Origin of the sequence: Allobosea sp. Root381 (assembly GCF_001429395.1) — a bacterium.
In the GTDB taxonomy this organism is placed as follows: domain Bacteria; phylum Pseudomonadota; class Alphaproteobacteria; order Rhizobiales; family Beijerinckiaceae; genus Allobosea.
Genome location: NZ_LMJT01000010.1, coordinates 20,441 through 45,245, shown reverse-complemented (window position 1 = coordinate 45,245; position 24,805 = coordinate 20,441). Strand labels below are relative to the sequence as shown.

The 24,805-nt window shown below is 66.7% G+C and carries 22 protein-coding genes; 3 read left to right on the top strand and 19 right to left on the bottom strand.

What is annotated here, in order from left to right:
• Positions 1 to 28: 28 nt before the first annotated feature.
• The 5 genes from ASE63_RS10790 to ASE63_RS10770 form a co-directional block, all read right to left on the bottom strand.
• Positions 29 to 1,318, bottom strand: a complete 1,290-nt coding sequence (locus ASE63_RS10790) for a four-carbon acid sugar kinase family protein (RefSeq protein WP_056800773.1) — start codon at positions 1,316 to 1,318, stop codon at positions 29 to 31.
• A gap of 8 nt (positions 1,319 to 1,326) precedes the next feature.
• Entirely contained in the window at positions 1,327 to 2,601 is a 1,275-nt protein-coding gene (locus tag ASE63_RS10785; protein WP_056800772.1) for a ribulose-bisphosphate carboxylase large subunit family protein, read from the bottom strand.
• Positions 2,602 to 2,727: 126 nt separating this feature from the next.
• Entirely contained in the window at positions 2,728 to 3,282 is a 555-nt protein-coding gene (locus ASE63_RS10780) for a VOC family protein (protein ID WP_056800770.1), read from the bottom strand.
• Positions 3,283 to 3,316: 34 nt separating this feature from the next.
• Positions 3,317 to 5,203, bottom strand: a complete 1,887-nt coding sequence (locus tag ASE63_RS10775; RefSeq protein ID WP_056800768.1) for a TRAP transporter large permease subunit — start codon at positions 5,201 to 5,203, stop codon at positions 3,317 to 3,319.
• A gap of 53 nt (positions 5,204 to 5,256) precedes the next feature.
• On the bottom strand, positions 5,257 to 6,273 hold the full coding sequence (locus ASE63_RS10770) for a TRAP transporter substrate-binding protein (RefSeq protein ID WP_056800766.1): 1,017 nt from the start codon (positions 6,271 to 6,273) through the stop codon (positions 5,257 to 5,259).
• A 161-nt stretch (positions 6,274 to 6,434) separates the two neighbouring features.
• Between ASE63_RS10770 and ASE63_RS10765 the strand changes: the two genes are divergently transcribed.
• Together ASE63_RS10765 and ASE63_RS28345 are read left to right on the top strand one after the other, a co-directional pair.
• The gene (locus tag ASE63_RS10765; protein WP_244491370.1) at positions 6,435 to 7,448 is read left to right on the top strand and encodes a LacI family DNA-binding transcriptional regulator; all 1,014 of its coding nucleotides are present in this window, start codon (positions 6,435 to 6,437) and stop codon (positions 7,446 to 7,448) included.
• Positions 7,449 to 7,678: 230 nt separating this feature from the next.
• A complete protein-coding gene (locus ASE63_RS28345) occupies positions 7,679 to 8,332 on the top strand; it encodes a hypothetical protein (protein WP_244491369.1) in 654 nt (217 codons plus the stop codon).
• Between the two features lie 10 nt (positions 8,333 to 8,342).
• On the opposite strand, the gene ASE63_RS10750 is transcribed toward ASE63_RS28345, so the two are convergent.
• The 9 genes from ASE63_RS10750 to ASE63_RS10705 all read right to left on the bottom strand — a co-directional run bounded on the left by ASE63_RS10750 (position 8,343) and on the right by ASE63_RS10705 (position 17,280).
• Entirely contained in the window at positions 8,343 to 8,606 is a 264-nt protein-coding gene (locus ASE63_RS10750; protein WP_056800760.1) for a DksA/TraR family C4-type zinc finger protein, read from the bottom strand.
• Between the two features lie 916 nt (positions 8,607 to 9,522).
• Positions 9,523 to 10,776: a TonB-dependent receptor gene (locus ASE63_RS10740; RefSeq protein WP_244491371.1), complete on the bottom strand. Its 1,254-nt coding sequence runs from the start codon at positions 10,774 to 10,776 to the stop codon at positions 9,523 to 9,525.
• Positions 10,701 to 11,627 carry a TonB-dependent receptor plug domain-containing protein gene (locus ASE63_RS10735; RefSeq protein ID WP_056800754.1) on the bottom strand — a complete coding sequence of 309 codons (927 nt, stop codon included), beginning with the start codon at positions 11,625 to 11,627 and terminating at the stop codon, positions 10,701 to 10,703. Before ASE63_RS10735 ends, ASE63_RS10740 begins: the two co-directional genes overlap by 76 nt.
• Complete coding sequence (locus tag ASE63_RS10730) at positions 11,624 to 12,007, bottom strand: hypothetical protein (protein ID WP_056800752.1); 384 nt, start codon at positions 12,005 to 12,007, stop codon at positions 11,624 to 11,626. The genes ASE63_RS10735 and ASE63_RS10730 overlap by 4 nt, the downstream gene beginning before the upstream one ends.
• A gap of 54 nt (positions 12,008 to 12,061) precedes the next feature.
• Complete coding sequence (locus ASE63_RS10725) at positions 12,062 to 12,748, bottom strand: SDR family oxidoreductase (RefSeq protein ID WP_056800750.1); 687 nt, start codon at positions 12,746 to 12,748, stop codon at positions 12,062 to 12,064.
• Position 12,749: 1 nt separating this feature from the next.
• Complete coding sequence (hutX, locus tag ASE63_RS10720; RefSeq protein ID WP_056800748.1) at positions 12,750 to 13,283, bottom strand: heme utilization cystosolic carrier protein HutX; 534 nt, start codon at positions 13,281 to 13,283, stop codon at positions 12,750 to 12,752.
• A 44-nt stretch (positions 13,284 to 13,327) separates the two neighbouring features.
• On the bottom strand, positions 13,328 to 14,680 hold the full coding sequence (hutW, locus tag ASE63_RS10715; RefSeq protein WP_056800877.1) for a heme anaerobic degradation radical SAM methyltransferase ChuW/HutW: 1,353 nt from the start codon (positions 14,678 to 14,680) through the stop codon (positions 13,328 to 13,330).
• A gap of 310 nt (positions 14,681 to 14,990) precedes the next feature.
• Complete coding sequence (locus ASE63_RS10710; protein WP_056800746.1) at positions 14,991 to 16,262, bottom strand: phosphopantothenoylcysteine decarboxylase; 1,272 nt, start codon at positions 16,260 to 16,262, stop codon at positions 14,991 to 14,993.
• 85 nt (positions 16,263 to 16,347) lie between these two features.
• Positions 16,348 to 17,280 carry an aldo/keto reductase gene (locus ASE63_RS10705; protein WP_056800743.1) on the bottom strand — a complete coding sequence of 311 codons (933 nt, stop codon included), beginning with the start codon at positions 17,278 to 17,280 and terminating at the stop codon, positions 16,348 to 16,350.
• A 212-nt stretch (positions 17,281 to 17,492) separates the two neighbouring features.
• On the opposite strand from ASE63_RS10705, the gene ASE63_RS10700 reads away from it, so the two are divergent.
• Entirely contained in the window at positions 17,493 to 18,332 is an 840-nt protein-coding gene (locus tag ASE63_RS10700) for a universal stress protein (protein ID WP_056800741.1), read from the top strand.
• A gap of 6 nt (positions 18,333 to 18,338) precedes the next feature.
• Here ASE63_RS10700 and ASE63_RS10695 read toward each other — a convergent pair whose 3' ends face one another.
• The 5 genes from ASE63_RS10695 to ASE63_RS10675 form a co-directional block, all read right to left on the bottom strand.
• On the bottom strand, positions 18,339 to 18,914 hold the full coding sequence (locus ASE63_RS10695; RefSeq protein WP_056800739.1) for an AAA family ATPase: 576 nt from the start codon (positions 18,912 to 18,914) through the stop codon (positions 18,339 to 18,341).
• Between the two features lie 6 nt (positions 18,915 to 18,920).
• Positions 18,921 to 20,744, bottom strand: a complete 1,824-nt coding sequence (typA, locus tag ASE63_RS10690) for a translational GTPase TypA (RefSeq protein WP_056800737.1) — start codon at positions 20,742 to 20,744, stop codon at positions 18,921 to 18,923.
• A 233-nt stretch (positions 20,745 to 20,977) separates the two neighbouring features.
• Positions 20,978 to 22,159 (bottom strand): O-antigen ligase family protein, encoded by a 1,182-nt coding sequence (locus ASE63_RS10685; RefSeq protein ID WP_210169312.1) that lies wholly within the window; start codon positions 22,157 to 22,159, stop codon positions 20,978 to 20,980.
• Positions 22,160 to 22,212: 53 nt separating this feature from the next.
• Positions 22,213 to 23,391: a glycosyltransferase family 61 protein gene (locus ASE63_RS10680; protein WP_056800733.1), complete on the bottom strand. Its 1,179-nt coding sequence runs from the start codon at positions 23,389 to 23,391 to the stop codon at positions 22,213 to 22,215.
• An 88-nt stretch (positions 23,392 to 23,479) separates the two neighbouring features.
• Complete coding sequence (locus ASE63_RS10675) at positions 23,480 to 24,772, bottom strand: TAXI family TRAP transporter solute-binding subunit (protein WP_056800731.1); 1,293 nt, start codon at positions 24,770 to 24,772, stop codon at positions 23,480 to 23,482.
• Positions 24,773 to 24,805 lie beyond the last annotated feature (33 nt).

The window sequence follows — 24,805 nt, the reverse complement described above, 5'->3', positions numbered from 1 at the left end:
CGCGCAGCGCTCCTCCGCGCCGTACGCGCTACAAGGCAGCGACCGCGTCGAAGAACCCGACCGGGCCCATCTGCCCGCCCTTCAGCACAAGCTCGAGCCCATCGAGGTTCGGGTCTTCGCTATGCGCGCGGCAGAGCGGTGCGCCCGGGACGAGCGCGGCGCGGTAGGACAGCCCCCAGATGTCGAGCGACTTGACCGCGAGGCTCGAGGTGTCGCCGCCGGCGACGATCAGGCGGCGGATGGCCGCCGCGCCCATGATGTCCCGCAGAAGGCGGCCTGTCGCCAGCGCGACGCTTTCGGCATTGCCGGGTGCCTGTGAGGGCCGATCCGTGACGAGCATGACGTTGCTGCCTGCTGCGAGGCCTGCAAGGGCGTCCTGTTGGAGCGCCAGCCTATAGGCCGGCTCGGAAAGCAGGCTCGCCGTGTCGATGCCGATGCACTCATAGCTCGATGACGCCTCGACCTGCGCCCGCGTCACCGGCGAAAGGCTGCCGACGAGCGCGAGGACCGGGCCGGACCGCCGGGCCGTCGCTTCCGGCATGGCGGTGCCGTGCCGGGTGCCCGGCCAGGCTGTCGCCAGAGCCTGCGCCACGCTGCTCGGGCCGATGGCGAGCATCGGTGCCTTGTCCATCTGCCGCCGCATCAGCTTGCCGATGATGGCGAGGTCCTCGATCCGGGAGACATCGAAAAGGACTGCGCCCGGATCGGAGCCGAGGCGCGCGGCGAGAGCCTCCTGCGGGTCCGTGCCCTCATAACCGCGGTAATCGACGAGCTCGATGTGCTCAAAACCCTGCACCGCCAGATGCCGACGCAGATCGGCCTCGGCCATCGGGGTGACCGGATGGGCGCTCATGGTCGGGTGGCGGTCGATCCGGTGGACCGGCCCGCCGCTGCCGGCGGCGGCGAAGAGATTGCCGAACAGGCAGTAGCGCCCGAGATTGGGTTGCCCGCCGACGATCGGCAGGAAGGGGTTGGCGAAATGCGGCCGCAGCGACTGCGCAGCCGCGCCGAGGCTGCCGACACGCGGGGCGCTGTCGAAGGTCGAGCAGCATTTGTAGTGGAGGAGGCGCACGCCGGTTTGGGCGAAGAACCCGCCGGCAGCGGACAGTTCCGTCGCCATGGCCTCCGGCGCCATGGACCGCGTCGCGCCCGCGATGCCGATCGCGTCGAGTGGGCCTGCGGCGCTCAGCTGCTCCGCTGTCGGGATGCGCAGGAAGAGCAGCGCCCGGATGTCGCGCTCCGCCAGCGAGGCCAGCGTATCGGTCGCGCCGGTGAAGTCGTCGCCATACCAACCATAGGACGGACGGGCCGCTGTCATGGCCGAAGTCACTTCGCGAGCTTGCCGAAGAAATCGAGCGCCTGCCGCAGCTCCGGATGCGTCGTGGCCGCCTCCGCGAGCGATTGACCGGCGGCGACCGCTTCCCAGGCCTGGCGGATGCTGGCGACGCCGGCCGCCGGGCCGCCCGGATGGGCAAGGATGCCGCCGCCGGCCATGAAGAGCAGGTCGGCATGGCCGATGGCGTCCCAGGTCGGCTGTGCCGTGCCGGCCCATTGCCCGGAAGAGAAGGCCGGCAGGACGCGGTCGTCGAGGCCTACGCCGAGCGGCGTGACGCAGTCGCGGGCGGAGGAGACGACCTCTTCGTCCTCCTGAGCGAATTTCCCTTGCAACCCGTGGACATGCATGTGGTCGACACCGGCAAGCCGCCAGAGCGTCTGGTAGGCCTGGAAGGAAATCCCGAGCAGCGGATGACGCGACAAGGCGCCGTAGCCATTGCGATGGCCGTGCAAGGCGAGATCGGTGGACCGGCGCAGCGTCTCGACCGCGGAGAAGCCGCACCAGTTCAGGCTGGCCATGACGCAGGTGCCGCCCTCGCGAGCCACCAGATCGGCATGGCACTTCATCGCGTCGGTCTCGTCGGTGATGTTGAAGGCCACCATCACGGCCTTGCCGGTACGGTCCTGATGGCGTCGCACCACCTCCATCACCGCCGGCACGCGCTTCGACAGCGGGGCATGGACCGGATCGGCGGAGATTTCGTCGTCCTTGATGAAATCGAGGCCGGCCTCGCAGAGCTTGCCGACGAGGGCCGCGGTCTCCTGCGGGCTCAGACCGACATTGGGCTTGATGATCGAGCCCACCATCGGCCCTTCCATCACGCCGGTGAGCGTGCGCGTCCCACTGATGCCCTGGCGCGGCATCTGGAAGCGGCGACGGAAGGAAGCGGGAATGGAGATCGTGTCGAGCCGCAGACCCGTGACCTCGCCGAGGTCGTAGAGATTGCCGGCGACGATCGAAGCCAGCGTCGCCAGATTCGCGCCGACATTGTCCACGGGGAAGGAGATCGCGACGCGCGCCCGGCGCCACGGCCCGGCGGTTCCCCGGCGGGCGAGCCAGGCATTGGGCAGGCTCGGCGCTTGCGCCGGTTCAAGCTCCTCGACGGCCGTCACCACGGCACGGGTGCGCGACCGCAGTTCGTCGGTTTCGCCGGCGACGCGGGTGAAGGTGCCGCTCGACTGTTCCCCGGCCATGATCTCGGCGACCTTGGCCGGATCAAGCGGGGTTTCGATCAGGTAGGTCGCTTCGAAGCGTTCGGCGGTCATCGGATGTCATCCTGGCCGTTCATGGAGCGTCATTCTCGGGCTTGACCCGAGAATCTGATGACCAGAGGGCGCTGGTGTCAAAGATGGTCGGGTAAGCCCGACCATGACGCGCGGCATGCAGTGGTTTCAACCCGCCGCGGCGACGAGCTTGCTCAGGTCCGGGAAGGGGCGCACAGGGTCGCTGCCGTCCCAGGTCTCGGCGGCCTCGCGGATCAGGCGGAACATCTCGCCCTTGGGGCCGGCGACCTCGGAGAGCTCGATCACGGTGCCCGGATGGTAATGCGTGTCGAAATAGACGAAGCGCCCGCGCTCGCCGACCTCGCCCGACATCACCGCCTTGAAGCCCTGGTTCGTCAGGCGCTCGAGATCGGCGTCGTAGTCCGAGGTCCAGTAGGCGACGTGCTGCAGGCCGGTCAGGCCGGCATCGGTGAAGTCCTTGTACATAGACGGCACAGCGTTACGGCACTGGATCAGCTCGATCTGCAGCGGGCCGGAATTGGCCAGCGCGACCGAGTTGTGCGGCTCATAGGCCTCGCCCTTGTAGCGATAGTTCCTGATCGGGACCTTCGGGTTGTAGAAGAAGGGGCCGACGCCGAGCACGCGGCTCCAATAATCCATCGCCTCCTCGATATCAGGGACGACATAGCCCGCCTGGCGGATCTGGCCGAAGAAGCGGCTCATGGGAATTCCCTTGTGATTGTCGGTTGCTGAGAGGTCAGGATTTCAGGAAGCCGATGGAGATCCATGGCACGGCCGCGACGAGGATCAGGCCCAGGAACAAGGCGAGCATGTAGCCGCCGATGTGTTTCAGGCCGTCGTCGGGATTGACCTTGCTGATCGCGCAGGCGCCGTAATAGCCGACGCCAAAGGGCGGGGCGAAAAGGCCGATGCCCATCGCGAAGATCACCACCATCGCGTAGTGGACCTCGTGCACGCCGACCTGCTTGGCGATCGGGAACAGCAGCGGGCCGAACAGCACGATCGCCGGAATGCCCTCGAGCACGCTGCCAAGGATGATGAAGGCTACGATCGAGATCGCGAGGAAACCCCAGGTGCCGCCCGGCACCGCCGCCATGGCGCGGGCGAGGTCCTGCGAGAAACCGGATTGCGTCAGGCCCCAGGCCATCGCGGTCGCACAGCCGACGATGAAGATGATCGCGCCCGTGAGCGACGCCGTATCGGCGAGCATGCGCGGCAGGCGGCGCCAGTCGAACTGGCGGTAGAGCAGCAGGCCAGCCAGCACTGAATAGGCGATGCCGATGGTCGAGACCTCGGTCGCGGTCGCCACGCCCTCGACCACCGCGGCGCGAATGACGAAAGGCAGGGCGATAGCCGGTAGCGCGATCAGGCTGAGCCTGCCGATCTGGCGCCAGGAATAGCGCACGGCCTGGCTGAGGTCCTCAGCCCGATAGCGCCACCAGACGACGAAGCAGAGCGCGATGCCGAGTACCAGCGCCGGCAGCATGCCGCCGGTGAACAGCGCCGCGATCGAGACGCCGGTGACGGAGCCGATGGTGATCAGCACGATCGAGGGCGGAATCGTCTCGGTCTGCGCGCCGGTGGCCGAGAGCAGGGCGACGAGATCGCCGGGTTCGGCGCCACGCTTCGTCATCTCGGGGAACAGGATCGGGGCAATGGCCGCCATGTCGGCGATCTTCGAGCCCGAAATGCCCGAAACAAGATACATCGCGCCGATCAGCACATAGGACAGCCCGCCGCGGACATGGCCGAGCAGCGAGGCGAGGAACTGGATCATCGCCTTGGCCATGCCGGTCATCTCGATCAGCGCGCCCAAGAAGATGAAGAGCGGCACGGCGAGCAGGATGAGGTGGCTCATGCCCTCGTCGAGGCGGCCGACCATCACCACCAGCGGCGTCGTCGTGGTGCAGGCGAGATAGCCGAAGGTGGCGAGCGCGAAGGAAAATGCGATCGGCACGCCGGAGAAGACGTTGAGCGCGACGACGCCGACGAAGAAGACGATCAGGTTGAGCTTGCCGAGCGGCTTGAGCACGGGGCCCGCCAGCCAGAACAGCAGCACGAACCCTGCCGTGATGGCGATCGCCGTCAGGGCCAGGCGCAGCGAGCCGCAGCGCAGCAGGCGGAAGGAAGCCGCCAGCAGCATCAGGCCGATGCCGACAGGAAGCGCCGCCGCGCGCCAGGCATTGGTGATCTCGAGCGCCGGGGTGACGATGAACACCTCATCCTCCGCATATTCGAGCGCATGCGGCAGGATGAGCAGCAGGAAGGCGATAGCAGCGGTGATCGCCAGGACCTCGAGCAGCGCGCGGCTCTGAGGCGATACGCGCGACACGAGGCCGGTCATGCGCATGTGCTCGCCCCGCCTGAGCGCGACCACGGCGCCCAGCATCGAAAGCCAGAGAAACAGGATCGAGGCCAGCTCGTCCGACCAGACCAGCGGCGCGTGGAAGACGTAGCGGGCGGTGACGCCCGCCGCGAGGATGCAGATCTCGACCAGCACGAGCGTCGCGGCGATGGCCTCGACGGCGGTGCCGACAACGTGGTCGAGGCGGTTAGCCATCCTGCCGATCCCGGTGGTCGGGATCGGCAGGGCGTCGGGCGATATCGCGGTGTGGCCTGCCATGGCAACGGCGCTTTCTGTGATGCGTTTTGCGCCGTGCAGGCCCGGGAGAGCCCTCAGGCGAGCTTGCCGACGGCGCCTTCGAGCAGGGACCAGGCGTCGGCACCGAAGCGCTCCTGCCATTCCTTGTAGAAGCCGGCTTCGCGCAGCTTGGCGCGGAACGTCTCCGGATTGGTCTTGTTGAAGGCCAGGCCCTTGGACTGGAGATCGGCCTGGACCGTCTCGTTCAGCGCCTTGATGTCGCCGCGCTGCTTCACGCCGGCATCGTTGATGGCGTCGCCGACGATCTTCTGGATGTCGGCCGGCAGGCCGCGCCAGGCGCGGCCGTTGGCGATGAACCAGAAGCCGTCCCAGATATGGTTCGAGACGGCGCAGTTTTTCTGCACCTCGAACAGCTTGGCGACCTGGATGATCGGCAGCGGGTTCTCCTGTGCGTCGACCACCTTGGTTTGGAGCGCGGAATAGACTTCCGAGAACTGCAGGCTGGCGGGGGCAGCGTCGAGCGCCTTGAACATCGAGATCGAGAGGGGTGAGACCGGCACGCGGATCTTGAGGCCGGACATGTCCTTGGCCTGCTCGATCGGCTTGCCCGAGGTCGTCATCTGGCGGAAGCCGTTGTCCCACATCTTCTCGAAGGCGAAGAGATTCACCTTGGAGATCGCCTCGCGGACATGGGCGCCGAGCTTGCCGTCCATCGCCTTCCAGACCTGGTCGTAATCGGCGAAGGCGAAGCCGACGGCGTTGATCGCCGCGACCGGCACCAGCGTCGCGATGACCAGCGCGGACGGCGTGAAGAAGGTGATGCCGCCATTGCGGACCTGGCTCAGCATGTCGGTGTCGCCACCGAGCTGGTTGTTCGGGAAGATCTTGATCTCGACCCGGCCGTTGGTTTCCTTGGCGACGCGCTCGGCGGCCTCATGGGCGCGGATGTTGAGCGGGTGGCTGAGCGGCAGGTTGTTGCCGTATTTCAGCTCGAACTCGGCGGCGCGGGCGATGTGCGGCATGCCGATCAGCGAGACGGCCGGCGTGGCCGCAAGGGTACGCAGCACCGTGCGACGGGTCAGAACAGTCATCTCTACCTCCCTGGATCGCTCTGCGATCTGATTGTTTGCGGTGTTCTTCCCCAAACGATAGGAAGCAGCCATGATGGGTGCAAACTCAATTTTTGATGGCTTTTGATGGTTTTTGAATGACACTGGGCGAAGCTGAGAACTTGCCGAAGCGTCGCCGTTCGATGCGGATCGACGATGTGGCGGAACGTGCCGGCGTCTCGACGGCGACCGTGGACCGGGTGCTCAATCGCCGTCCCGGCGTGCGCGCCGTCACGGTCCAGCGGGTGCTGAAAGCCGCTTCGGAGATCGGCTATGTCATTGACGACGCACAGCCCGCGAGCGCGCTGAAGCCGCTGCGGCTGGCCTTCCTGCTGCCAGCCGGCAGAAACCGGTTCCTGACCATGCTGGGCCGGTTGATCGCCAGCTCGCAGGAGCAGCTCGCGTCCTTCAACATGCGCGCGCGCGTCGAGTACATCGAGAGCTTCAAGCCGGAGCTGCTCGCGCAGCACCTCAAGCAGGCCGGGCGCGATGTCGACGGCGTCGCCTTCATGGCGCTGGAGCATCCCATGGTGCGCGAGGCGGTGGACTGGCTGGCCGAGCGCGGCGTGCCGGCAGTGACCCTGATCTCCGACATCGCGAACACGAAGCGCGTCGCCTATGTCGGGCTCGACAACCGCTCGGCCGGGCGCACGGCCGGCTATCTGCTCGCCCGCTTCATCGGGCCGCGGCCGGCCAAGGTCGCGATGATCGCCGGAAGCCTGAGCTATCGCGCCCATGAGGAGCGGGAGATGGGCTTCCTCCACCTGTTTCAGGACCTCTTTCCGATGATCCAGGTGGTTGGCCTGCGCGAGGGCCATGATGAGGAAGCGCGCAACTACCGCCAGACCAAGACATTGCTGGCGCAGCACCCGGACCTCGCCGGCATCTACAATATCGGCGGCGGACCGGAGGGCATCGCACGGGCGCTGAAGGAGGCGGGGCGCCAGCATGACGTCGTCGTCGTCGGACACGGCCTGACGCCCGATACGCGCAGCCTGCTGATCGAGGGCGCCATGGATGCGGTGATCACCCAGAACCCGCAGGCGGCCATGATGGACTGCGTCTCGATCTTCGCCAATCTCCGCGCCGGGCGCCCCGCTTCGCAAGGGGTCGAGCGGCCGCGGACGGAGATCGTGCTGCGAGAAAACCTGCCCTGAGGGGAACGCTGCAACCGCGACCGAACGATCCCGCTCGGAGCGAGGCCCGCCGCCTGGCGACCATCCAGCTGACGATCGCGGCGCGTGTCACCCCATCAGCGTGTGCTGGAAACCCCGCGGTGCCGACTGCTCCAAAAGGCGAGGCCGCCGATCGAGGCCGCCAGCCGAGCGATCAGCCGCCCGAAGAATGAGCGTTTGGGTCGCGCCGGTGCGACGGCCACGAAGGGGCCGTGAACCTCGTAGATGTACTCTTCGCGCAGAATCTGTCCGAGCGCCAGCGCGCACCAGATGCGTTGGATGAAACCAAGGAAGCCGCGGATTGGAGTGAGCATGTTGCGCTCCGGCTGATGACGATTCCCGGCCGTGATCGGCCGGTGGTCCGCTCTTGGTGCGGTTTTGCAGGCGCAACGTCTGTGATCGGGGTCACATTGAGGCAGGCTCGCCTCGGCGCAGCGAAGGCCATGGGCAGCATCATGCCCGCAGAAGTCTGCGCAGAGGTGGATGCACCCGCGCCCCTAGTCTTCCAGACGATCGACCATCCCGACACTCATCCCAAAGAGATCGAGACCGCGATACCAGCGCCGTGGGATGATGCTGGGGCCGTCCAACGCGCCACAGTCGCAAGAGCGCTCGTCCAGGCGGCCTTGAGCATGAGGAAGGACGGAGAGGCGATGGCTGACGTCAAATACAACCTCGAAGAACGGATCGCCCTGACGCGGAGAAACATCTCGGAGCTGACGGAGAGGGCTGCGGTTGCGAATGGTGCGGCAGCCGAAGAGCGCCTGGCGAATCTGCTTTCCGACCAACAGGACTTGCTCAACTGCCTGCTCGAGCAGCGCGCGACACGGCCGGAGCCCGACGCCAACCAGACGAAATCCCCTTGAAACATTCGGCTTAACGCAACTGGCTGTCCTTGCTGCCGCGGCGATTATAGCTCGACGCCGATGCGGGCCGGTCATGGCCCGACTGACAGGTTATGCACAGCCGGGCGCCCGGCATCGCTTTCCGCCGCCCCTCCGCGATCTCCTCGCCACATTCCTGGCAGTGGATCTCGCCTGGGCCGGTCGGCAGCCGCGATCGCGCCAGTTGCACCGCATCGGCGACAGACACGTCGATCTGATCCTGCACCGCTCCGTCCGGAGCCCAGCCACTCGCCATTAGCCCATCTCCCAGCTATCGGACATGGGATGTGCACGCGCGACGTGCAAGCGGCCCCCGAAGCAGCTCTCGTCGGCAGGCTGGCTCCAGTCAGCTGGTTTCAGCCGCCGTCCCGTGGTTTCGGGTCCGGAATCCGGATGGGCTGCCCGGGCTCGTCGGGGTTTTGCTGCTCCTTGTCCACCAGCGCCGCACGAAGCATGGTACGCAGTTCCAAGACCGTTCCCAGAGGCTTTCCACACCCCAGGCACACCACCGTCGCAGCCCCATCCAGGTATCGGATTCGAACGGCGAGCACGCCGCAGTCCTCGCATCCGATGAGCGGGCTGAAAGCTCCCATGACGACCGTCCGGACCGTTCTCGTCCGCCCCCGGACATCGAATAGCTGCCGCTGCCGAGCTTCCGTCCAGCACCCCGAAGGGGCATTGCTTCGGGCAAGCGGGGTAGCCCCAATATCTCGCGCAGCTGCAACGGCTTCTGCCTCGGAAACAGCGAACCGAAAGCTCGCGACGAGCAAGCGGCATTGATCCGTGGGAGGCGGGGGACGCTCGGTCAGACGGGCTTTTAAGCCGCCCCGCGGCGGCTATCCGCGCTCGGCCGGCCGCGCTCGGATATTTTCGTTTGCTGGTTTCGCCAGGCGGTCGGCAATCTTCCGTTCGTGGTTTCTTTTTGCGATGAGATCACGAAGTTTCGCGCGCCTCATGTAAGAGGCCATCGACCGCTTCTTCATCATGCCCGCCCCGTTTCCCCTGGGCATGACGGTGATGGTGCAACGGAAGGCGCGTCAATAACATTTGCGATGCCTGTCGCCGGGGGCCGGGAAGCGCCTATCGCCCCTCTGCCGGGCCACGGCGGGCAGACACCGCCTGCAAGCGGGGCCTGAGCCGAGCAGGAGGGCGCTATGGACCCTCCACCTCCGTCAGAACGTCATCTTCGCGGTCAGCTCGACGCTGCGTCCGGGGCCGGGCAGCTCGCCCAGCGTCGGCCTGTAGGGCGTATCGAGGATGTTGTTGACCGCGACGGCGAGCGAGTAGCGGCCGTTCGATCCGAAATTCGTGCCCAGAGCCAGGTTCAGCGTGGCCCAGCTCGGGACCGAATCCGTCACCAGCCCGGCCGTCCCCTGATAGGTTTGGCGGCTGCCGCTGGCGGCGCGCACATAGAGGTCGGTCCAGAACGGCAGCGACTGCCAGTTGCCCTCATAGCGCAGGCCGAAGCGGCCGCTCAGCAGTGGCGTATCGGAGTTGAAGGTCGAGAAGGTCGCGTATTCCAGCTCGCGGCGGATCAGCGCCGCCGAGGCATAGGGCGTAAAGCCGGTATCCGTGATATTGTATTCGGCCACGAGTTCCAGGCCGTAGCTCGTGGCCTGGTCGGCGTTGACATAATAGCTTGCGGCGCTCGAGGCGGTCGCGGCCGTGACGCAGGCCGCGCCGACCGAAAGGCAGCGCGTGGTGCCGATATAGTCCTTCGACCTGGCCAGGAAGGCCGCGGCATCGAGAACCAGTCCGTTATGCTCGTAGCGGACGCCGGCTTCGATATTGCGGGACGTCTCCGGCTTGAGCGCCGGGTTGCCATAGGTGACGCCCTGGCCGCCCGCCGTGGTCGAGCTGAACATCTGCAGCAGCGTCGGCGTGATGTAACCCTCCGAATAGCTGGCGCGCAGCACGGTATTGGTGAGGCCCGACCAGGTCAGCCCGAAGGACTTGACCGCCGCCGTATCGTCCTTGGACGGCAGGTTGCCCCTGGCGGCGACGGTGGTTTCGTCGAGGGATGTGCGGGTGTGATAGAGACGCGCGCCCGCCGTGAACTTGAAGTCATAGGGCAGCGTCCATTCGTCCTGGACATAGACAGAGGCCGTGTTGATGCTGGCCTTGTCGCGGCTCCTGCCGGCGGTCGTGACCGGGCGCGGCGCGTAGCCCGTCATCACCGTGGTGCTGCCCTTCTTCGTGTCGAGCTTGTCGGCAAGGAACTGCAGCCCGAGAATCGTGCGGTGCTGGTCGAAGGCCGTCAGGTCGATCTGGAAGTTGCCGCCGATATTGCTGATGCGGTCGTCCGAGGTCGAATTCACCGCGACGCTGCGGCCGCCCGCGGAGCGGACCGTCACCCTGTTCTCGAACAGGCGATCGATGGTCTGGACATAGGTGTCGGCGTGGATCTTCGCGATCGTCGCGCTGATGTTGTCGACATCGTAGAAGAGCCCGACCTTGGTCCGGTCGCGCCGGGGCAGGTTGATCCTGAAGTCCTGCCCGGCGACCGGCCCGGCCAGCCCTCGCTCTCCAGCCGGTGCCGTTCCAGCTTCATTGCCAGGTAGTGGTTGTTGTCGGCTCCGAACCTGTAGCCGAGATGGGCATAGAGATTGTCGTTCCGGAACGCGGTGTCCTCGAGCTTGCCGGTCGGCGCCCAGCGGCTCTTCGCCACGCTGCGGTCGGAATGGCGGTCGGCGCCGCCGGAGAAGCGATAATCGAAATTGCCGAGCGTGCCGGAAACGGCTCCAAAACCTTGCCAGCCCTCGCTCGCCGAATAGTAGCTGCCGCCTGTCTCGAACTGGATCGGCTTGTCGGCCCCTCGCTTGGTCACGATGTTGACCACGCCGCCGATCGCCTTGGCGCCGAAGAGCACGGAGGACGGCCCACGGACCACCTCGATACGCTCGATCCCGGCCGGATCGACCAGCAGAGGCGTGCCATACGTGCTGTGATCGGTGATCTCCTGCCCGTCGACCAGGATCGTCACGCGCCGCGAGGACTCGCCGCGGATCCGGACGCGCTTCATGCCGGCGACGGATTCATCCGCAACCTGGACGCCGGGCACGTCGCGCAGCAGTTCGGCTATGCTCTCCGGCGCCCGGCGCTCGATCGTGGCCTGGTCGATGACGCTGACCGAGCGCGGATTGTCGCGCACGGGCATGGCGGTACGCGTGCCAAGCACGGTGATGGTGTCTAGGAAGGTCACCTCCTCCGCCTGGGCGAGCGCGCAGGGCGAGACGCTCGCCAGCAGGGCGAGGAGGGGCAGGTTTCGCGATCTCATCGGGCGTTCTCTCTGAAATTCTGCCTGGACTGCGTGCAGTACTGGTCCCCGGTTTCGCCGGAGGCGGCGGCCCGCAGGCATTCGGCCGCGCTGTCATGTTTCGTCATGGTCGCGCGCTCGCCCGAGAGCACGACCCGGTAGACGTAGGATGGCGCGTCCTCCGGCAGGCCGTGGCTGAAATCCTCGAAGGACTGCGCGGACGAGAAGCAGCCCGATCTGGCGAGGCTGGAGGGACCCGCCCCGCTGCCCTGGTTTATGATCAGGCGCACGCGCTCGAGCCGCTCCTGACACTCGGTCAGGGTTCCCGTCCCGACGAAGGCCGATGAGAGGCCGCCACCGGACATCGTGGTCAGCACGACCATCAGGATCTGAGCATTCATCGCATCGTTCCCTTCGTGGGTCTCGGCATGGGCCGGGGCGGCGTCGCCGCCTCGTCAGCGTGCCGGCGCGCCGGCCAGCGGAAAGGGCTCGACGGGATTGACGGTGCGGGCGCTGCCGGCATCGACGGCGGCGAAAGCGCCGCCGATCGTGGCGGGGTCGCGCAGCACGCGGCGGATCAGCTCGGCCACGTCGGAGCGATGGATGAAGCCGTGCATCCGCGCATCGGTGGAGAGGATACCCTGCCCCGTCGCCGGCTCCGAGAGCAGCCCGCCGGGCCGGATGATCGTCCAGGCGAGGCTGCTGGCGCGCAGGGCTTCCTCCGCCTTCGTCTTGGCGTCGACCGCCTCGCCGAAGACCGCGATCGCGCGCGCGGAGCGGAACGGCGCCATCTCGCCGCAGCCGATCGAGGTGACGAGGACGAAGCGCGCGATACCTCCCGCGCGCTGCGCCTCGGTGATCAGGTTGAGATTGCCCTCGTCATCGGCCCGCCGGCCGTCCGCCGCCCGCCCGCCGATGGTCGAGACCACTTCCGCGCCTTCCGGAACGAGCCCGAAGGCCGCCGCGACGGTCTCGCGATCGAGCGCATCGCCGGTAACGATCTCGACGCCGAGATCCGACAGGGGCCCGCTTTCAGACCCAGGCCGCACAAAGGCGAAGACCCGCCGTCCACCCTGGCGCTCCTGCCGCCCCAGTTCGAGGCCGACGCCCCTGGTCGCGCCGAAGATCAGCAGCGGTCGCATCTCAAAGGCCCTTCGCGCTCGCCGGAAAGCGGCGCTCGAGCCGGGCGAAGCGCTCGACCTGCTCCGCCTTCAGCTGGCGCTGCGCGTCGCGGCCGACATAGATCTTGAAGATCGCCTCGCCCTCGGCGTTGAAGAACTGCACGGACAGCGTGTCCACGCCCATGAAGGGTCGCCGCACGAAGAAGATCGCCTTGCAGTTCTCGTGACGCAGATGGCCGCTGAGGCCTCCCCCGGCGCCGTGAAGATTGTACATGCCGTGCCCGATCTTGCCGTTCGGCACCGGGCCGGAGAACTCGACCACCGCATCCTTCGAATGGCAGATGAAGGTGATGTCGCCCCAGCTGGCAATGTCGGTCAGCACATCGACGAAATGCGCGCCGTCGATCTGCGACGTGCCATCTCCGGGGACGCGTTCGATCACCGCCTGGAGCGGGACGCCGTGCTCCGCCGCCACCTGTTCGAGGATGCCGTCGGGCTTCTGCGCCAGCGCCTGCCGGACGCGATCGAGTTTCGCGGCATGATCGGAAGTCTGCATGGTCTCGTCTCGTTTTCCGTTGTGATGAAGTCGCTGGAACGGCGTCAGGCCGCTTCCCGCCTGGGGAGCAGTCTGTCGTTCAGGATGTCGTGGAAGGCGCTGATCAGGTTGCCGTACCAGAAGCGGCCGGCGACCTTGAGTTCGACGACGCCGTCATCGAAGGTCAGCAGGCCGGCCTTCTGCCACTGCGCCAGCAGGGGCGCGACGAGGGGCGTGACGGGCGTCGATGCCGCGCTGTCGAGCCCGGCGAGGTCGAGATGGCCGACCTCGAATCCCGCCGTCACGCGGTTGCGCAGGAGTTCGAGCCCGTCGGATTCCAGCATCATCCCGATAGGCTTGGCGCCGGCGCCGATATCCGCGGCATAGAGCTCGATGTCGCCCGACAGCGCGTAGCTGGTCTGGCCGATCGAACCGCCCGCGCCTGAGCCATAGGCCAGGCAATCCGCCCCGTCCTTGATCAGGAGATTGTACAGGTTCCGCTCGCGCGTCGTGCGCGCCCAGTGGTTGTTGCTGACCTGCCGCCAGTTCCGGCGCCGGAAGAAGGCCGCGCCGGCTTCGTAGAAGGGGCCGAGATCGTCGAGGCGGGAGGCGGTCGGGAATTTGCCGGCCGCGATGGCCGTGAACAGCGGTGTGCCGGGAATGACGTTCAGCCCGTAGAGATCGATGCCGTCGGGCTCGAGCGCCGCGGCGGTTTCCAGGTCCTGGCGCCAGATCTCGGGGCTCTGGCCCGGCAAGCCGTAGATCAGGTCGATCACCACCGCGGCACGGTCGCGCGCCCGCAGATCCTCGAGAAAGCGGATTGCCTCCTGCTTCGTCGAGCGTCGACCCTGCCGGCGCCTGACCTCGCTGTCGAAGCTCTGCACGCCGATCGAGAAACGGTTCGCGCCGGCTTCCAGGCAGGCATCGATCTTCTCCGGATCGAAATGGACGATCCGCCCCTCGACCGTGATCTCGCAGTCGGGCGCGAGCGGCAGGCTGCCACGGACGCTGCGCAGCAGCCGGGAGAGCTCGTCAGCCGTCAGCGCGCTCGGCGTGCCGCCGCCGAAATAGACCGCATGGACGGGGTTGCCGGCGATCGCAGGCGCCCCGGCCTCGCGCGCGATCTCGGCCAGGACCATCTCGACGTAATCCGCGGCGCGCGGCGCGGTGTAGGCGTTGCGGTAGAAACCGCAGAAGAGGCAGTGATTGGCGCAGAAGGGGATGTGGAGATAGACGAGGCGCTTTCGCGGCGGGCTCGCCGCCGCCATCAGGGCCCGCCAGCGCTCCGGCACGTCCTCCGCCGCGACCCGCCGCTTGCCCCGAAACGGCATCACGGCCCGGCGCGACAGGAAGGCCCGCCTGAGCGGATCGACACCGATCTTGGCGAAGTGCTGACCGATGTCGGTGGCGATATCCATCTGGGCGTCCGGCACGGGCGCCCCCGGCAGTGGGGCGCGACAGGGCCGGATGTAATGGATCAAGAGGCCGAGATATTTGCGCCAGCGCAAGTTGCCGTAGAGATACTAATAATATCTTTTAATATTATTATAATTCAAAAATTGACTAGAAGTCTATTTCTGCAAGTTATATTAAATCTAAACCATAAACATCAAGACAGAAACTTACGCCACGGGTAGACTCCGGAGCTCTAAGACGGATCCCGGATCGGCGCTGCTGCGCAGCTTGCCCGGGATGACGTCGTGTTCCCGGGAAAAGTCAGCATGGCGTTCAAACGCCGACCGGCGCCGCCAGCTGGACGAGATGCGCGATCAGGCGGTCCGCCACCTCCTGCTTGGCCAGCGTCGGCCAGCTCTCGACCTTGTCGCGCGTCACCAGATGCACGGTGTTGGCGTCGCCGCCCATCACGCCCGTGCCGCCGACGTCATTGGCGACGATCAGGTCGCAACCCTTCCTGGCGAGCTTGGCCTGGGCATAGGCGATGACGTTCTCGGTCTCCGCCGCAAAACCGACGACCAGCGCCGGGCGTCCGGCCCTTCGCTGCGCGATCGTCGCGAGGATGTCGGGGTTCTCGACGAGAGCGAGCGGCGGCAGGGCACCGCCGTCCTTCTTCATCTTTTCGGGCGCCGCATCCGCGGCGCGCCAGTCGGCGACGGCGGCCGTGAAGATCGCGATATCGGCCGGCAACGCAGCCTCCACGGTCGCCAGCATCTCGCGGGCGGACTCGACATGGATCGTCTCGACCCCGTCGGGATCGGGAAGCGAGACGGGGCCGGAGACCAGCGTCACCCGCGCGCCGGCGGCGGCCGCGGCGGCCGCGATGGCATGCCCCTGCTTTCCGGAGGAGCGGTTGGCGATGTAGCGCACCGGATCGATCGCCTCATGGGTCGGGCCCGAGGTCACCAGCACATGGCGGCCCGCGAGCGCGCCATTCGCGCCGGAAGCGCCGGGCAGCCGGCCGAGGAAGCCGATGGCGCGCTGCGGCGGCGTGACCTCGCCCGCGAGCGCAAGCTCGATCGCGGCGATGATCTCGGGCGGCTCGGCCATGCGGCCGGGCCCGCTCTCGCCGCGCTCGGCCATGGCGCCCGCGTTCGGGCCGACGACGAGTACGCCGTCCTTCTCGAGCTGGGCCATGTTCCGCCGCGTCGCCGGATGCTGCCACATCCGTGGGTTCATCGCCGGCGCGATCAGGATGCGCTTGTCGGTGGCGAGCAGCGCCGTCGAGGCCAGATCATTGGCGAGCCCGGTCGCCATCTTGGCGATCAGGTCGGCCGTCGCAGGCGCGACGACGATGAGATCGGTCGAGCGCGACAGCGCGATATGGCCGATATCGGCCTCGTCCGTCAGCGAGAACAGCTCGGTGAAGCAGCGCTCGCCGGCAAGCGAGGAGACGGCGAGCGGTGTCACGAACTCCGCGCCGGCCTTGGTCAGGATGCAGCGCGAGGCGATCCCGCGATCCTTGAGCCGACGGATCAGCTCCAGGCACTTATAGGCGGCGATGCCGCCGCCTATGATCAACAGGATCGAGCGTGATGCGGACAAGATCGAGCTCCCCGGCCGGTATGAGCGATACCTAGCATCGTGCGGGCCGCGATGTCATGAGGCGCCACCCGGCCCGGAGCGTCTGCTATTTCGTGATGGCGTCGATCTCGGCCAGCTCTTCGGTGGTGAGCGCCCATTCGGCGGCCTTGACGTTGGCGGCGATCTGTTCCGGCCTGGTCGCACCTGCGATGACGCTGGAAACGACGGGCTGCGCCGCGAGCCAGGAGAAGGCGAGCTCGATCAGCGTCTTGCCGCGCGCCTCGCAGAAGGCCGTGAGCGCCTCGATCTTCGTCCAGTTCGCCTCGCTGAAGATCTGGCCGGCGCGCTCGGGCAGCTTCGTCAGGCGCGCGCCTTCCGGCATCGGCGCGTTGCGCTTGTACTTGCCGGTGAGCGCGCCGTTGGCGAGCGGGAAATAGGGCAGCAGCCCCATGCCGTAATGGGCGATGGCCGGGATCAGGTCCTTCTCGGCGCCGCGCTTGAGCAGGCTGTACTCGTCCTGCGCGGAAGCGAAGCCGCCGATCCTGAGGTCGCGCGCCGTCCACTGCGCATCCGCAACCTGCCAGCCCGGCATGTTGGAGCAGCCGATATAGCGGACCTTGCCCGAGGTCACGAGATCCTCGAGGGCGCGCAGCGTCTCGTCGATCGGCGTCAGCGGGTCGGGCGTGTGGAACTGATAGAGGTCGATCCAGTCGGTCTTCAGCCGCGTGAGCGAGTCCTCGAGCGCGCTGACGATGTAGCGGCGCGAGCCGCCCTGCCCGCCATGGAACATCTTCATGCCGAACTTGGTGGCGAGCACGATGTCCTTGCGGCGCGCACCCAGGAGCTGGCCGAGCGCCAGCTCCGAACCCGCCTTCTCGCCATAGATGTCGGCCGTGTCGAACAGGGTGATGCCATGCTCGATGGCGGCATCGACGACCTTGCGCGTCGCCTCCAGATCGATCCGCCCCCCGAAATTGTTGCAGCCGAGACCGACGAGCGAGACGCGCAGGCCGGAACGGCCGAGATTTCGGAATTGCATGGCGGTAATCTTCCTCCGGACGTCGCCCACAGGACCAGAGCGGGCTGAAACCTGCAAGCGCGGCCGCCGTCATCGTCGCACTGCGTCAGGCGCAGATCGCCAAGCCGTCATGGGCAAGGCCTTCCGGCGGCCGAGATTTGACCCAGCGCAACGCACCGGCACAATGGTCTGGCAAGATCGTCATTCGGCCACCGTCAAACAACGGAGATCCCATGACCCCGTCGATCAAGAGCGTCTTCACCGCCTTCACCGAGGAAGGCCAGGGGGAGCTGAGCGCGGCACTCGGCTATGCTCTGTCGCTCGCCCAGCAGGCCGGCGCCCATCTGACGATTCAGGCCGCCGCGATGCGTTATACCGTGCCGGCCTCGGTCGTCGGCGATTTCGGAGCGGCCTTCGTCAACAGCGAGAACGCGCGCATCACCGCCCTGGCCGAGCGCTTCGCCCAGGTCGCCAAGACGAGTGCCGACCTCGCCGGCGTCAACAGCACGATCGAGACACCGGAACTGGTCTATGCCGAACTCAGCGATCGGCTGCTCGCCCAGGCCCGCGTTCACGACCTCAGCATCATCGATCAGGAACAGGACGCGGCGGAACGCGACCGCGGGCTGATCGAAGCAGCCCTGTTCAGCAGCGGCCGGCCAGTGATCATCGTGCCGCCGGGGTCCGAGACCTTCTCGGCCAAACGCCTCCTGATCGCCTGGGACGGCAGTGCGCCCGCGGCACGCACCGTCGCGGAAGCGCGGGCGTTCCTGCCGGGCGCCGAGGTCGAAATTCTCTCTGTCACCGGCGAGAAGGAGCTTTCGCGCTTGATTCCGGGCGCGGAGCTGGCGCCGCATCTGGCCCGGCACGGCGCTGCCGTCACGGTCCGCAACGTCGCCCTGTCAGGGGCCAGCAGCGTGGCCGGCGTGATCCGCGAGGCCGCCGCCGATTTCGGTGCCGACCTCATCGTCTGCGGCGCCTACAAGCACTCTCGCCTGCGCGAGTGGCTGCTCGGCGGCGTCACGCATTCGCTGCTGCAGTCGACGCCGCTGCCGCTGCTGATGAGCCGCTGACCGGGCTTATGGCGCGGGAGCGCTGCCCGCTTCGAGCCAGCCGCTCTCTGCGATGATGCTGCGCGCGAGCTCTGCCGGGGCGCGCCCATCGGTATCGACGATGATGAAGCCGTCACCGGCTTCCTGACGCATCCGCTGCGACTGTCTGAGGCTGCGCTCGATCTGGGCGTCGCGACCGGCGCCGTGCTCGCGCCGGTCCAGGCGTGCCAACAGCGTCTCGTCGGCAGCGCGAAGTCGAACGATCGTGATCAGTGCATCGGGAATGGCCGCGAGAATCCAGCGCTTGTCGAAGGCGGCATGAGCCATGACGCCCGACATCAGCAGGCGCCTGTGTCCCAGCGCGCGATAGATGCTCCAGAGCGCCGCCAGATTGAGCTGGCTGACATCGCGCGCACCCGGCGCCAACACCGCTAGGTCCTCGGCGCCTGGCTTGGGGAAGACGCGGTCGAGCTCGTCGGTCTCGATCGCGGCATGCGGAATGCCCGACGCGGCCAGCAGATCGCCGATCGCCCAGCACAGCGTCGACTTTCCGATGCCGGCCGGGCCGGTGATCAGGAGAATCTCTACCCGATCGTCAGCCAAAGAGGCTCAGGCCACTTCGGCCTTCTGCTTCTGCGAACGCTTGCGCTCGTTGGGGTCGAGCACGCCCTTGCGCAGGCGGATCGACTTCGGGGTGACCTCGACGAGCTCGTCGTCGTCGATCCAGGCCAGCGAACGCTCCAGCGTCATGCGGATCGGCGGGGTCAGGCGCACCGCCTCGTCCTTCGAGGTGGTGCGGATGTTGGTGAGCTTCTTGCCCTTGAGCACGTTCACCTCGAGATCGTTCTCGCGGGTATGCTCGCCGACGATCATGCCCTGATAGACCTTCCAGCCGGGCTCGATCATCATCGGGCCGCGATCCTCGAGGTTCCACAGCGCGTAGGCCACGGCCTCGCCGGTCTCCATCGCGATCAGCACGCCGTTGCGGCGGCCGCCGATCTCGCCCTTGTAGGGGAGATAGTCGTGGAACAGGCGGTTCATGATCGCCGTGCCGCGCGTATCGGTCAAAAGCTCGCCCTGATAGCCGATCAGGCCGCGGGTGGGGGCGTGGAAGACGAGGCGCAGGCGGTTGCCGCCCGACGGCCGCATCTCCAGCATGTCGGCCTTGCGCTCGGACATCTTCTGCACGACGACGCCGGAATGCTCCTCGTCGACGTCGATGACGACCTCCTCGATCGGCTCCAGCAGCTGCCCGCCCTCATCGCGCTTCAGCACGACACGCGGACGCGAGACGCCGAGCTCGAAGCCCTCGCGGCGCATGGTCTCGATCAGGATCGCCAGCTGCAGTTCGCCGCGGCCCGAGACGATGTAGCTGTCCTTGTCGGAAGCCTCCTCGATCTTGAGCGCGACATTGCCTTCCGCCTCCTTGAGCAGGCGGTCGCGGATGACGCGGGTCGTGACCTTGTCGCCTTCGGTGCCGGCGAGCGGGGAATCATTGACCATGAAGGTCATCGAGACGGTCGGCGGGTCGATCGGCTGGGCCTCGATCGGCTCTGTCACGGACGGGTCGCAGAAGGTATCGGCGACCGAGCCCTTCACCAGACCGGCGATCGAGACGATGTCGCCGGGAATCGCTTCCTCGATCGGCGTGCGCTCGAGCCCGCGGAAGGCGAGGATCTTGGTGATGCGACCGGTCTCGACGGTCGAGCCGTCGCCGGCGAGCACCTTGATCGTCTGGTTCGGCTTGGCCGTGCCGGAGACGACGCGGCCGGTGATGATGCGGCCGAGATAGGGGTTGGCTTCGAGCAGGGTGCCGATCATGCGGAACGGCCCCTCCTCGATGCGGGGCTCCGGCACATGCTTGAGGATGAGGTCGTACATCGGGGCCAGGCCCTGATCCTGCGGGCCGGCGGGATCATGCGCCATCCAGCCCTGCTTGCCCGAGCCGTAGAGGATCGGGAAATCGAGCTGCTCGTCATTGGCGTCGAGGGCGGCGAAGAGGTCGAAGACCTCGTTGATGACCTCCTGGACGCGGGCGTCGGGCTTGTCGACCTTGTTGATCGCGACGATCGGCCGAAGGCCGAGCTTCAGCGCCTTGGAGACCACGAACTTGGTCTGCGGCATCGGGCCTTCGGCCGCATCGACCAGCACGATGGCGGAATCGACCATGTTCAGGATGCGCTCGACCTCGCCGCCGAAATCGGCGTGGCCGGGGGTGTCGACGATGTTGATGCGCGTGTCCTTCCAGACGACCGAGGTCGCCTTGGCCAGGATGGTGATGCCGCGCTCCTTCTCAAGGTCGTTGGAATCCATCACGCGCTCGGCGACGCGCTGGTTCTCGCGGAACGAACCGGACTGCTGCAGCAGCTTGTCGACGAGCGTGGTCTTGCCATGGTCGACGTGGGCGATGATGGCGATATTGCGCATGGACATGCGGGCAGGGCCTTTTTCATGGCCACAAGCCGGCGGGGATCGAAGCCCCGTCGGCGCAGCCCATTGGATCGAGATCTGGATTTCGTTGCGCTGCACATAAACGCTGGAGGCCGTTTGGGCAACCGCAACGGCGGAATTAGGCAATCCCAAAGGCAACTTCCCTCGATCACGTCGCACTCAGACGGAATCGTCCGAGTGCGACGTGATCGGCTCTATAAAGTTTAGAGCATTGCTTATGCGAAAAACCGGTTCCCACTTTTTCCCGCAATGCTCTGACGGGCGGCGGCTCCCGCAGTCTGCGAAGCGTGCCCGGACGGAGCCGCAAGGGCGAAGGCGATGGGCAGCCAGAGAAACAGATAATGCATGTTGGCGAAGGCGAAGGGGTTCGAGAGGTCCGAGCCCATATAGCCGAAGCTGAAGATCAGTGCGCCCGAGGCAAAAAGGCCGATCTCGCCGCTGCGGCCGGAGAGGTGGCGGCCGTAGACGAACGCCAGCCCCAGCAACAGCACCAGCCCCGGAACGCCGAAGAACATCATCGTGCCGAGCAGCCCGTTATGGGGATGATTGAAAATGGAATCCGTGAAGCGATAGACCGGCGTCAGCCCGCTGATCGGATGCTTGGCGACATTCTCGACGACCCAGCCCCAGATCTGGAGTCGTTCGGAGGGCCGGCAGAAGCTGGCTTGATCTGTGCAAAACAAGGATCGCAGATAGGGATCCGCGAAGACCAGGCCCGTCACGAGCGCCCAGTTCGCCAGTGCCAGAGCAGCCAGCCTGCCGCTGGAAAGCCTCCATGGCGCCAGCATCGCGGCAAGAGCGACCGCCGCTGCGATCATAGGCCCTCGACTCTGGGTCATCACGACGGCCGTCAGGAGCGGCACCAGTGCCGTGAGGAGCAGGGCCTTCTGCACGCGGGACAGCGCGAAATCGCCCCGCATGAGCGCCGCCGCCGCGATCAACGCGATGCAGAACCCGGCGGCGCCGGGAATGGAGTTGCCGGGGCGCCCCAGCGGAACCAGCCTGTCACCCCAACCCTGACCTTCCGCAAGATGCAGCATCACCGAGGCGAGCGCACTCAGGCAGGCGATCGCAATGATCGAAAGGTAGATCAGGCGCATATCGCAGCAGGCCAAGAGGCGGCGGCCGGCCAGGATGACGAGCCCGAGCAGCAGGAAGCTCGCCATCGTTTCGCCGGCGCGCGACCAGGGGATCGCGTTGACGATCAGGCCGACGACCGACCACAGGCCGAAGGCGGCCACCCCGATCAGGCCGGCCATTACGGCCCGAGGCAAGCGCTCGCGAAACAGCGTCGCATCCGTCGCGACGACGACCACCAGAGCGGCGATCATCAGCTTCGCCGAGGTGTTCTTGCTGACGAAATAGGCGAACACAAGGAAGCTCTGGAAAGCCGCCATGCAAATGAGGTCGCGCGCCGGAACGCCAATGCGTCTCATCGTCATCCCTGCGATCATCGCGGCTGGGCGCTATCCGCCGCTGCGATGATCGCACGAGCGGTCTTGACCGGATCAATGGCGAAAGACTGCTTGCCGCCCTCCTTGCCACCGAACACCGGGACGTAGCGCGCGCCTGCCGCCGCCGCCCAGTGGAGCCCCGTCGATTTACGGCCATCGGTCGCCATCAGTTCGATCACTGTAGCGCCAGGCTTGCAAAACAGCACACTGGCCAGTGCAGCGCCGTGAACAGCCGCGATGACGTCAGCGCCCGAGCACGCTGCGATCTGGTCCGGGTGGTTGGCCCACTCCGGTTCCAGCACCACAAATCCAGCCTTCTGGAGCAGCGCAACCAGTTCGTCCTCGCCAGCGACGACTCTCTGGCGGTGACCTTTTCTCTTGAGATAGAGCCGCCGCGGCGCGACCATGGCGGGCTTTCCGCGATATGCCGCCTGAAACAGCGCCAGCGCGGTCCCGCAGGCCTCGGGCACGCCAAAGATCTGCTCGATATTCGGCGAATGACTGCGTGCGTAGAGGTAGCGGTCTGTGACGACGTGTTCGGTCGGGCTCAGCGGCATTTGCCGGACGCGCAGCCCTGAAGCGCGGATGCCCTCAATGAACGAAGAGACCAGCGGCGGATGGTCTCCGGTGAAAATCACAAGCTCCTCGCGCCCGCTGATCGCGCCGATCCGGATGGCCTCGCAGATCGGCATCAGCACGTCGGTCATCAAATGACCGTAGTGGCGGATCGGCGGGATTGCCAGGCAGGGTTGGTCGACCGTGATCCGCTTCATTGCAACGAAACCGGGATAGGCGAACGACCAGCGCGCCTTGCCTTGCTGACCCAGTGATATCTGGCTTCCCGAAGCGGCATCGACGGCAGTCAGTGTATGACCGGGCACGACGACGCCGGAAATCTCCGCGATGACGGTGCGGGAAAAACCAGCTTCGCATGCCGTATCGAGCGGATTCAGCGTATCGACATTGTCATCGCAGACTTGCGGCCGGACATCGTCATACGCCGCAGCAGACAGGCTGTGCCTCCAGAGCCTGTCCTCGAACATTCTCACGCGACCCGGGTCGGGCCAGACGAAGTCCGGGAAGAAGCCCGCGAGCCGCCTGACACCGGGATGCCACCCGAGCAGGGCATTGCTGAGCGTGAACGCGTGCGGTTTCGGGTCCAGGAGCCGGTTCAAGAAAGTATGGTGCCGAGCCAAGAACGTCCCCCGCGGAATTCCATCCCGACCGGCGCGGCCAGTCCAGGCGACCGTTCCGCCATGCCTTTCAGAGCTTCGCGGTGGTCGTCCTGATCTTCGCTTCGACGACAGCGCGGCTGACCTGATCGAAGACCAAGCGGTACGCAGCTATCGCGGATGAATCAAGATCGCCCTGGCCGAAATCGCCCAGCACTTCGAGAAGGATCGCATCGGCCTCGGCACGATAGAGATTGAGCGCCGCGACGTCCGAGGTGGCGCGGATCTTCGGCAGCAGCGCCAGCAGCCGGTCAAGCCCCGCCATCGCCCGCTTGCGCCGCACCGCGCTCTCGCGGCCGAGCACGCCGGCGGCGCCGGTGCCGAGCAGGGACAACCCCATCACGCCGAGATAGAACCAGTCGCCATAGCGCTCGAAGAAGGTCTTCTGCTCGCCATCGATGAAGGCGGCCGCGCCGATATGCACCGGCAAGGGCGCGTCCTTGTCGGTCGCCGGCGCCTCCAACCCCTGGATCTGCGGCAGTTCGGCCGCCAGCGTCACACGCAGCCCGAGCAGGGCGCTGACGAGGCTGCCGACGACGTCCTCGTCGAGATCCTGGGCAGCAAAGAGCCGCGAGGTGATCGCGATGGTCGGCAGGTTCTCGGAGGGCCGCGGCGGGTCACCGCCGAGCGCGCCCCTGACGATCTCGCCGGTCTCGATGGCGCGGACGCGGGCTGCCAGCGCATCGGCCTCGCGGATCGGGATCAGCACGGGATCCTCGCCCCAGGCCGAGCGCAGCCGGCCGGTGCCGTCGCCGCTGGTACGGGCGCCGACGGCATTGACCGAGAAGAAGGCGTCGATGCGCTTCTCCCTCGCCGCCGGCACGATCTCGTCCGGCGTCAGCCCGACGATCGTCACATCCTCGGCCCTGACCTCGTATTGCTCGAGAACGAGCCTGAGCAGGGGGATGTTTCCGGGCGGATTGCGGACCACCCCGATCCGCTTGCCGCGCAGATCGGCGATCCGGCCGATCGCCGTCTCCTTGCCGGTGATGAAGAACGGGAAGGTGCGGCGGGTGATCAGCGCCGTATCCGCCTTTGCAGGCAAGGCGATGTCGGGGCGCAGGATCGCCAGATCCGCCTCGCCATCGTCGACCTTGCGCGCGCTCTCCTGCGAGCCCTCGGTGAGGATCAGCCTCAGCCTGACCGGCGCCTTCTCGCGGTTGAGCCCCTGTACGAAGCCGGCCGCCATGCGGGCGTCCTCGGAGCCGAGCGGGCCGACTGCGAGGCGCAGCGTATGGGGCTGGTTGGCGACGTAGAACCCGGCCGCGGTGATGCCGAACATCGCCAGCAACCCAGCCAGGATCGTGAAACCGCGCCGCCCCATGCCGAACCTACGTCCGCCCGCCTCGCCGCAGCG

What these genes read in the sequence shown, in the direction of transcription:
- ASE63_RS10775 (WP_056800768.1), bottom strand. Translation starts at nt 5,203, where the DNA reads ATGGCAGGCCACACCGCGATATCGCCCGACGCCCTGCCGATCCCGACC.
- hutX (WP_056800748.1), bottom strand. Translation starts at nt 13,283, where the DNA reads ATGCAGACTTCCGATCATGCCGCGAAACTCGATCGCGTCCGGCAGGCG.
- hutW (WP_056800877.1), bottom strand. Translation starts at nt 14,680, where the DNA reads ATGGATATCGCCACCGACATCGGTCAGCACTTCGCCAAGATCGGTGTC.
- ASE63_RS10790 (WP_056800773.1), bottom strand. Translation starts at nt 1,318, where the DNA reads ATGACAGCGGCCCGTCCGTCCTATGGTTGGTATGGCGACGACTTCACC.
- ASE63_RS10705 (WP_056800743.1), bottom strand. Translation starts at nt 17,280, where the DNA reads ATGCAATTCCGAAATCTCGGCCGTTCCGGCCTGCGCGTCTCGCTCGTC.
- ASE63_RS10750 (WP_056800760.1), bottom strand. Translation starts at nt 8,606, where the DNA reads ATGGCGAGTGGCTGGGCTCCGGACGGAGCGGTGCAGGATCAGATCGAC.
- ASE63_RS10770 (WP_056800766.1), bottom strand. Translation starts at nt 6,273, where the DNA reads ATGACTGTTCTGACCCGTCGCACGGTGCTGCGTACCCTTGCGGCCACG.
- ASE63_RS10685 (WP_210169312.1), bottom strand. Translation starts at nt 22,159, where the DNA reads ATGGCGGCTTTCCAGAGCTTCCTTGTGTTCGCCTATTTCGTCAGCAAG.
- ASE63_RS10735 (WP_056800754.1), bottom strand. Translation starts at nt 11,627, where the DNA reads ATGAGATCGCGAAACCTGCCCCTCCTCGCCCTGCTGGCGAGCGTCTCG.
- ASE63_RS10765 (WP_244491370.1), top strand. Translation starts at nt 6,435, where the DNA reads ATGCGGATCGACGATGTGGCGGAACGTGCCGGCGTCTCGACGGCGACC.
- ASE63_RS10725 (WP_056800750.1), bottom strand. Translation starts at nt 12,748, where the DNA reads ATGCGACCGCTGCTGATCTTCGGCGCGACCAGGGGCGTCGGCCTCGAA.
- ASE63_RS10730 (WP_056800752.1), bottom strand. Translation starts at nt 12,007, where the DNA reads ATGAATGCTCAGATCCTGATGGTCGTGCTGACCACGATGTCCGGTGGC.
- ASE63_RS10700 (WP_056800741.1), top strand. Translation starts at nt 17,493, where the DNA reads ATGACCCCGTCGATCAAGAGCGTCTTCACCGCCTTCACCGAGGAAGGC.
- typA (WP_056800737.1), bottom strand. Translation starts at nt 20,744, where the DNA reads ATGTCCATGCGCAATATCGCCATCATCGCCCACGTCGACCATGGCAAG.
- ASE63_RS10780 (WP_056800770.1), bottom strand. Translation starts at nt 3,282, where the DNA reads ATGAGCCGCTTCTTCGGCCAGATCCGCCAGGCGGGCTATGTCGTCCCT.
- ASE63_RS10785 (WP_056800772.1), bottom strand. Translation starts at nt 2,601, where the DNA reads ATGACCGCCGAACGCTTCGAAGCGACCTACCTGATCGAAACCCCGCTT.
- ASE63_RS10675 (WP_056800731.1), bottom strand. Translation starts at nt 24,772, where the DNA reads ATGGGGCGGCGCGGTTTCACGATCCTGGCTGGGTTGCTGGCGATGTTC.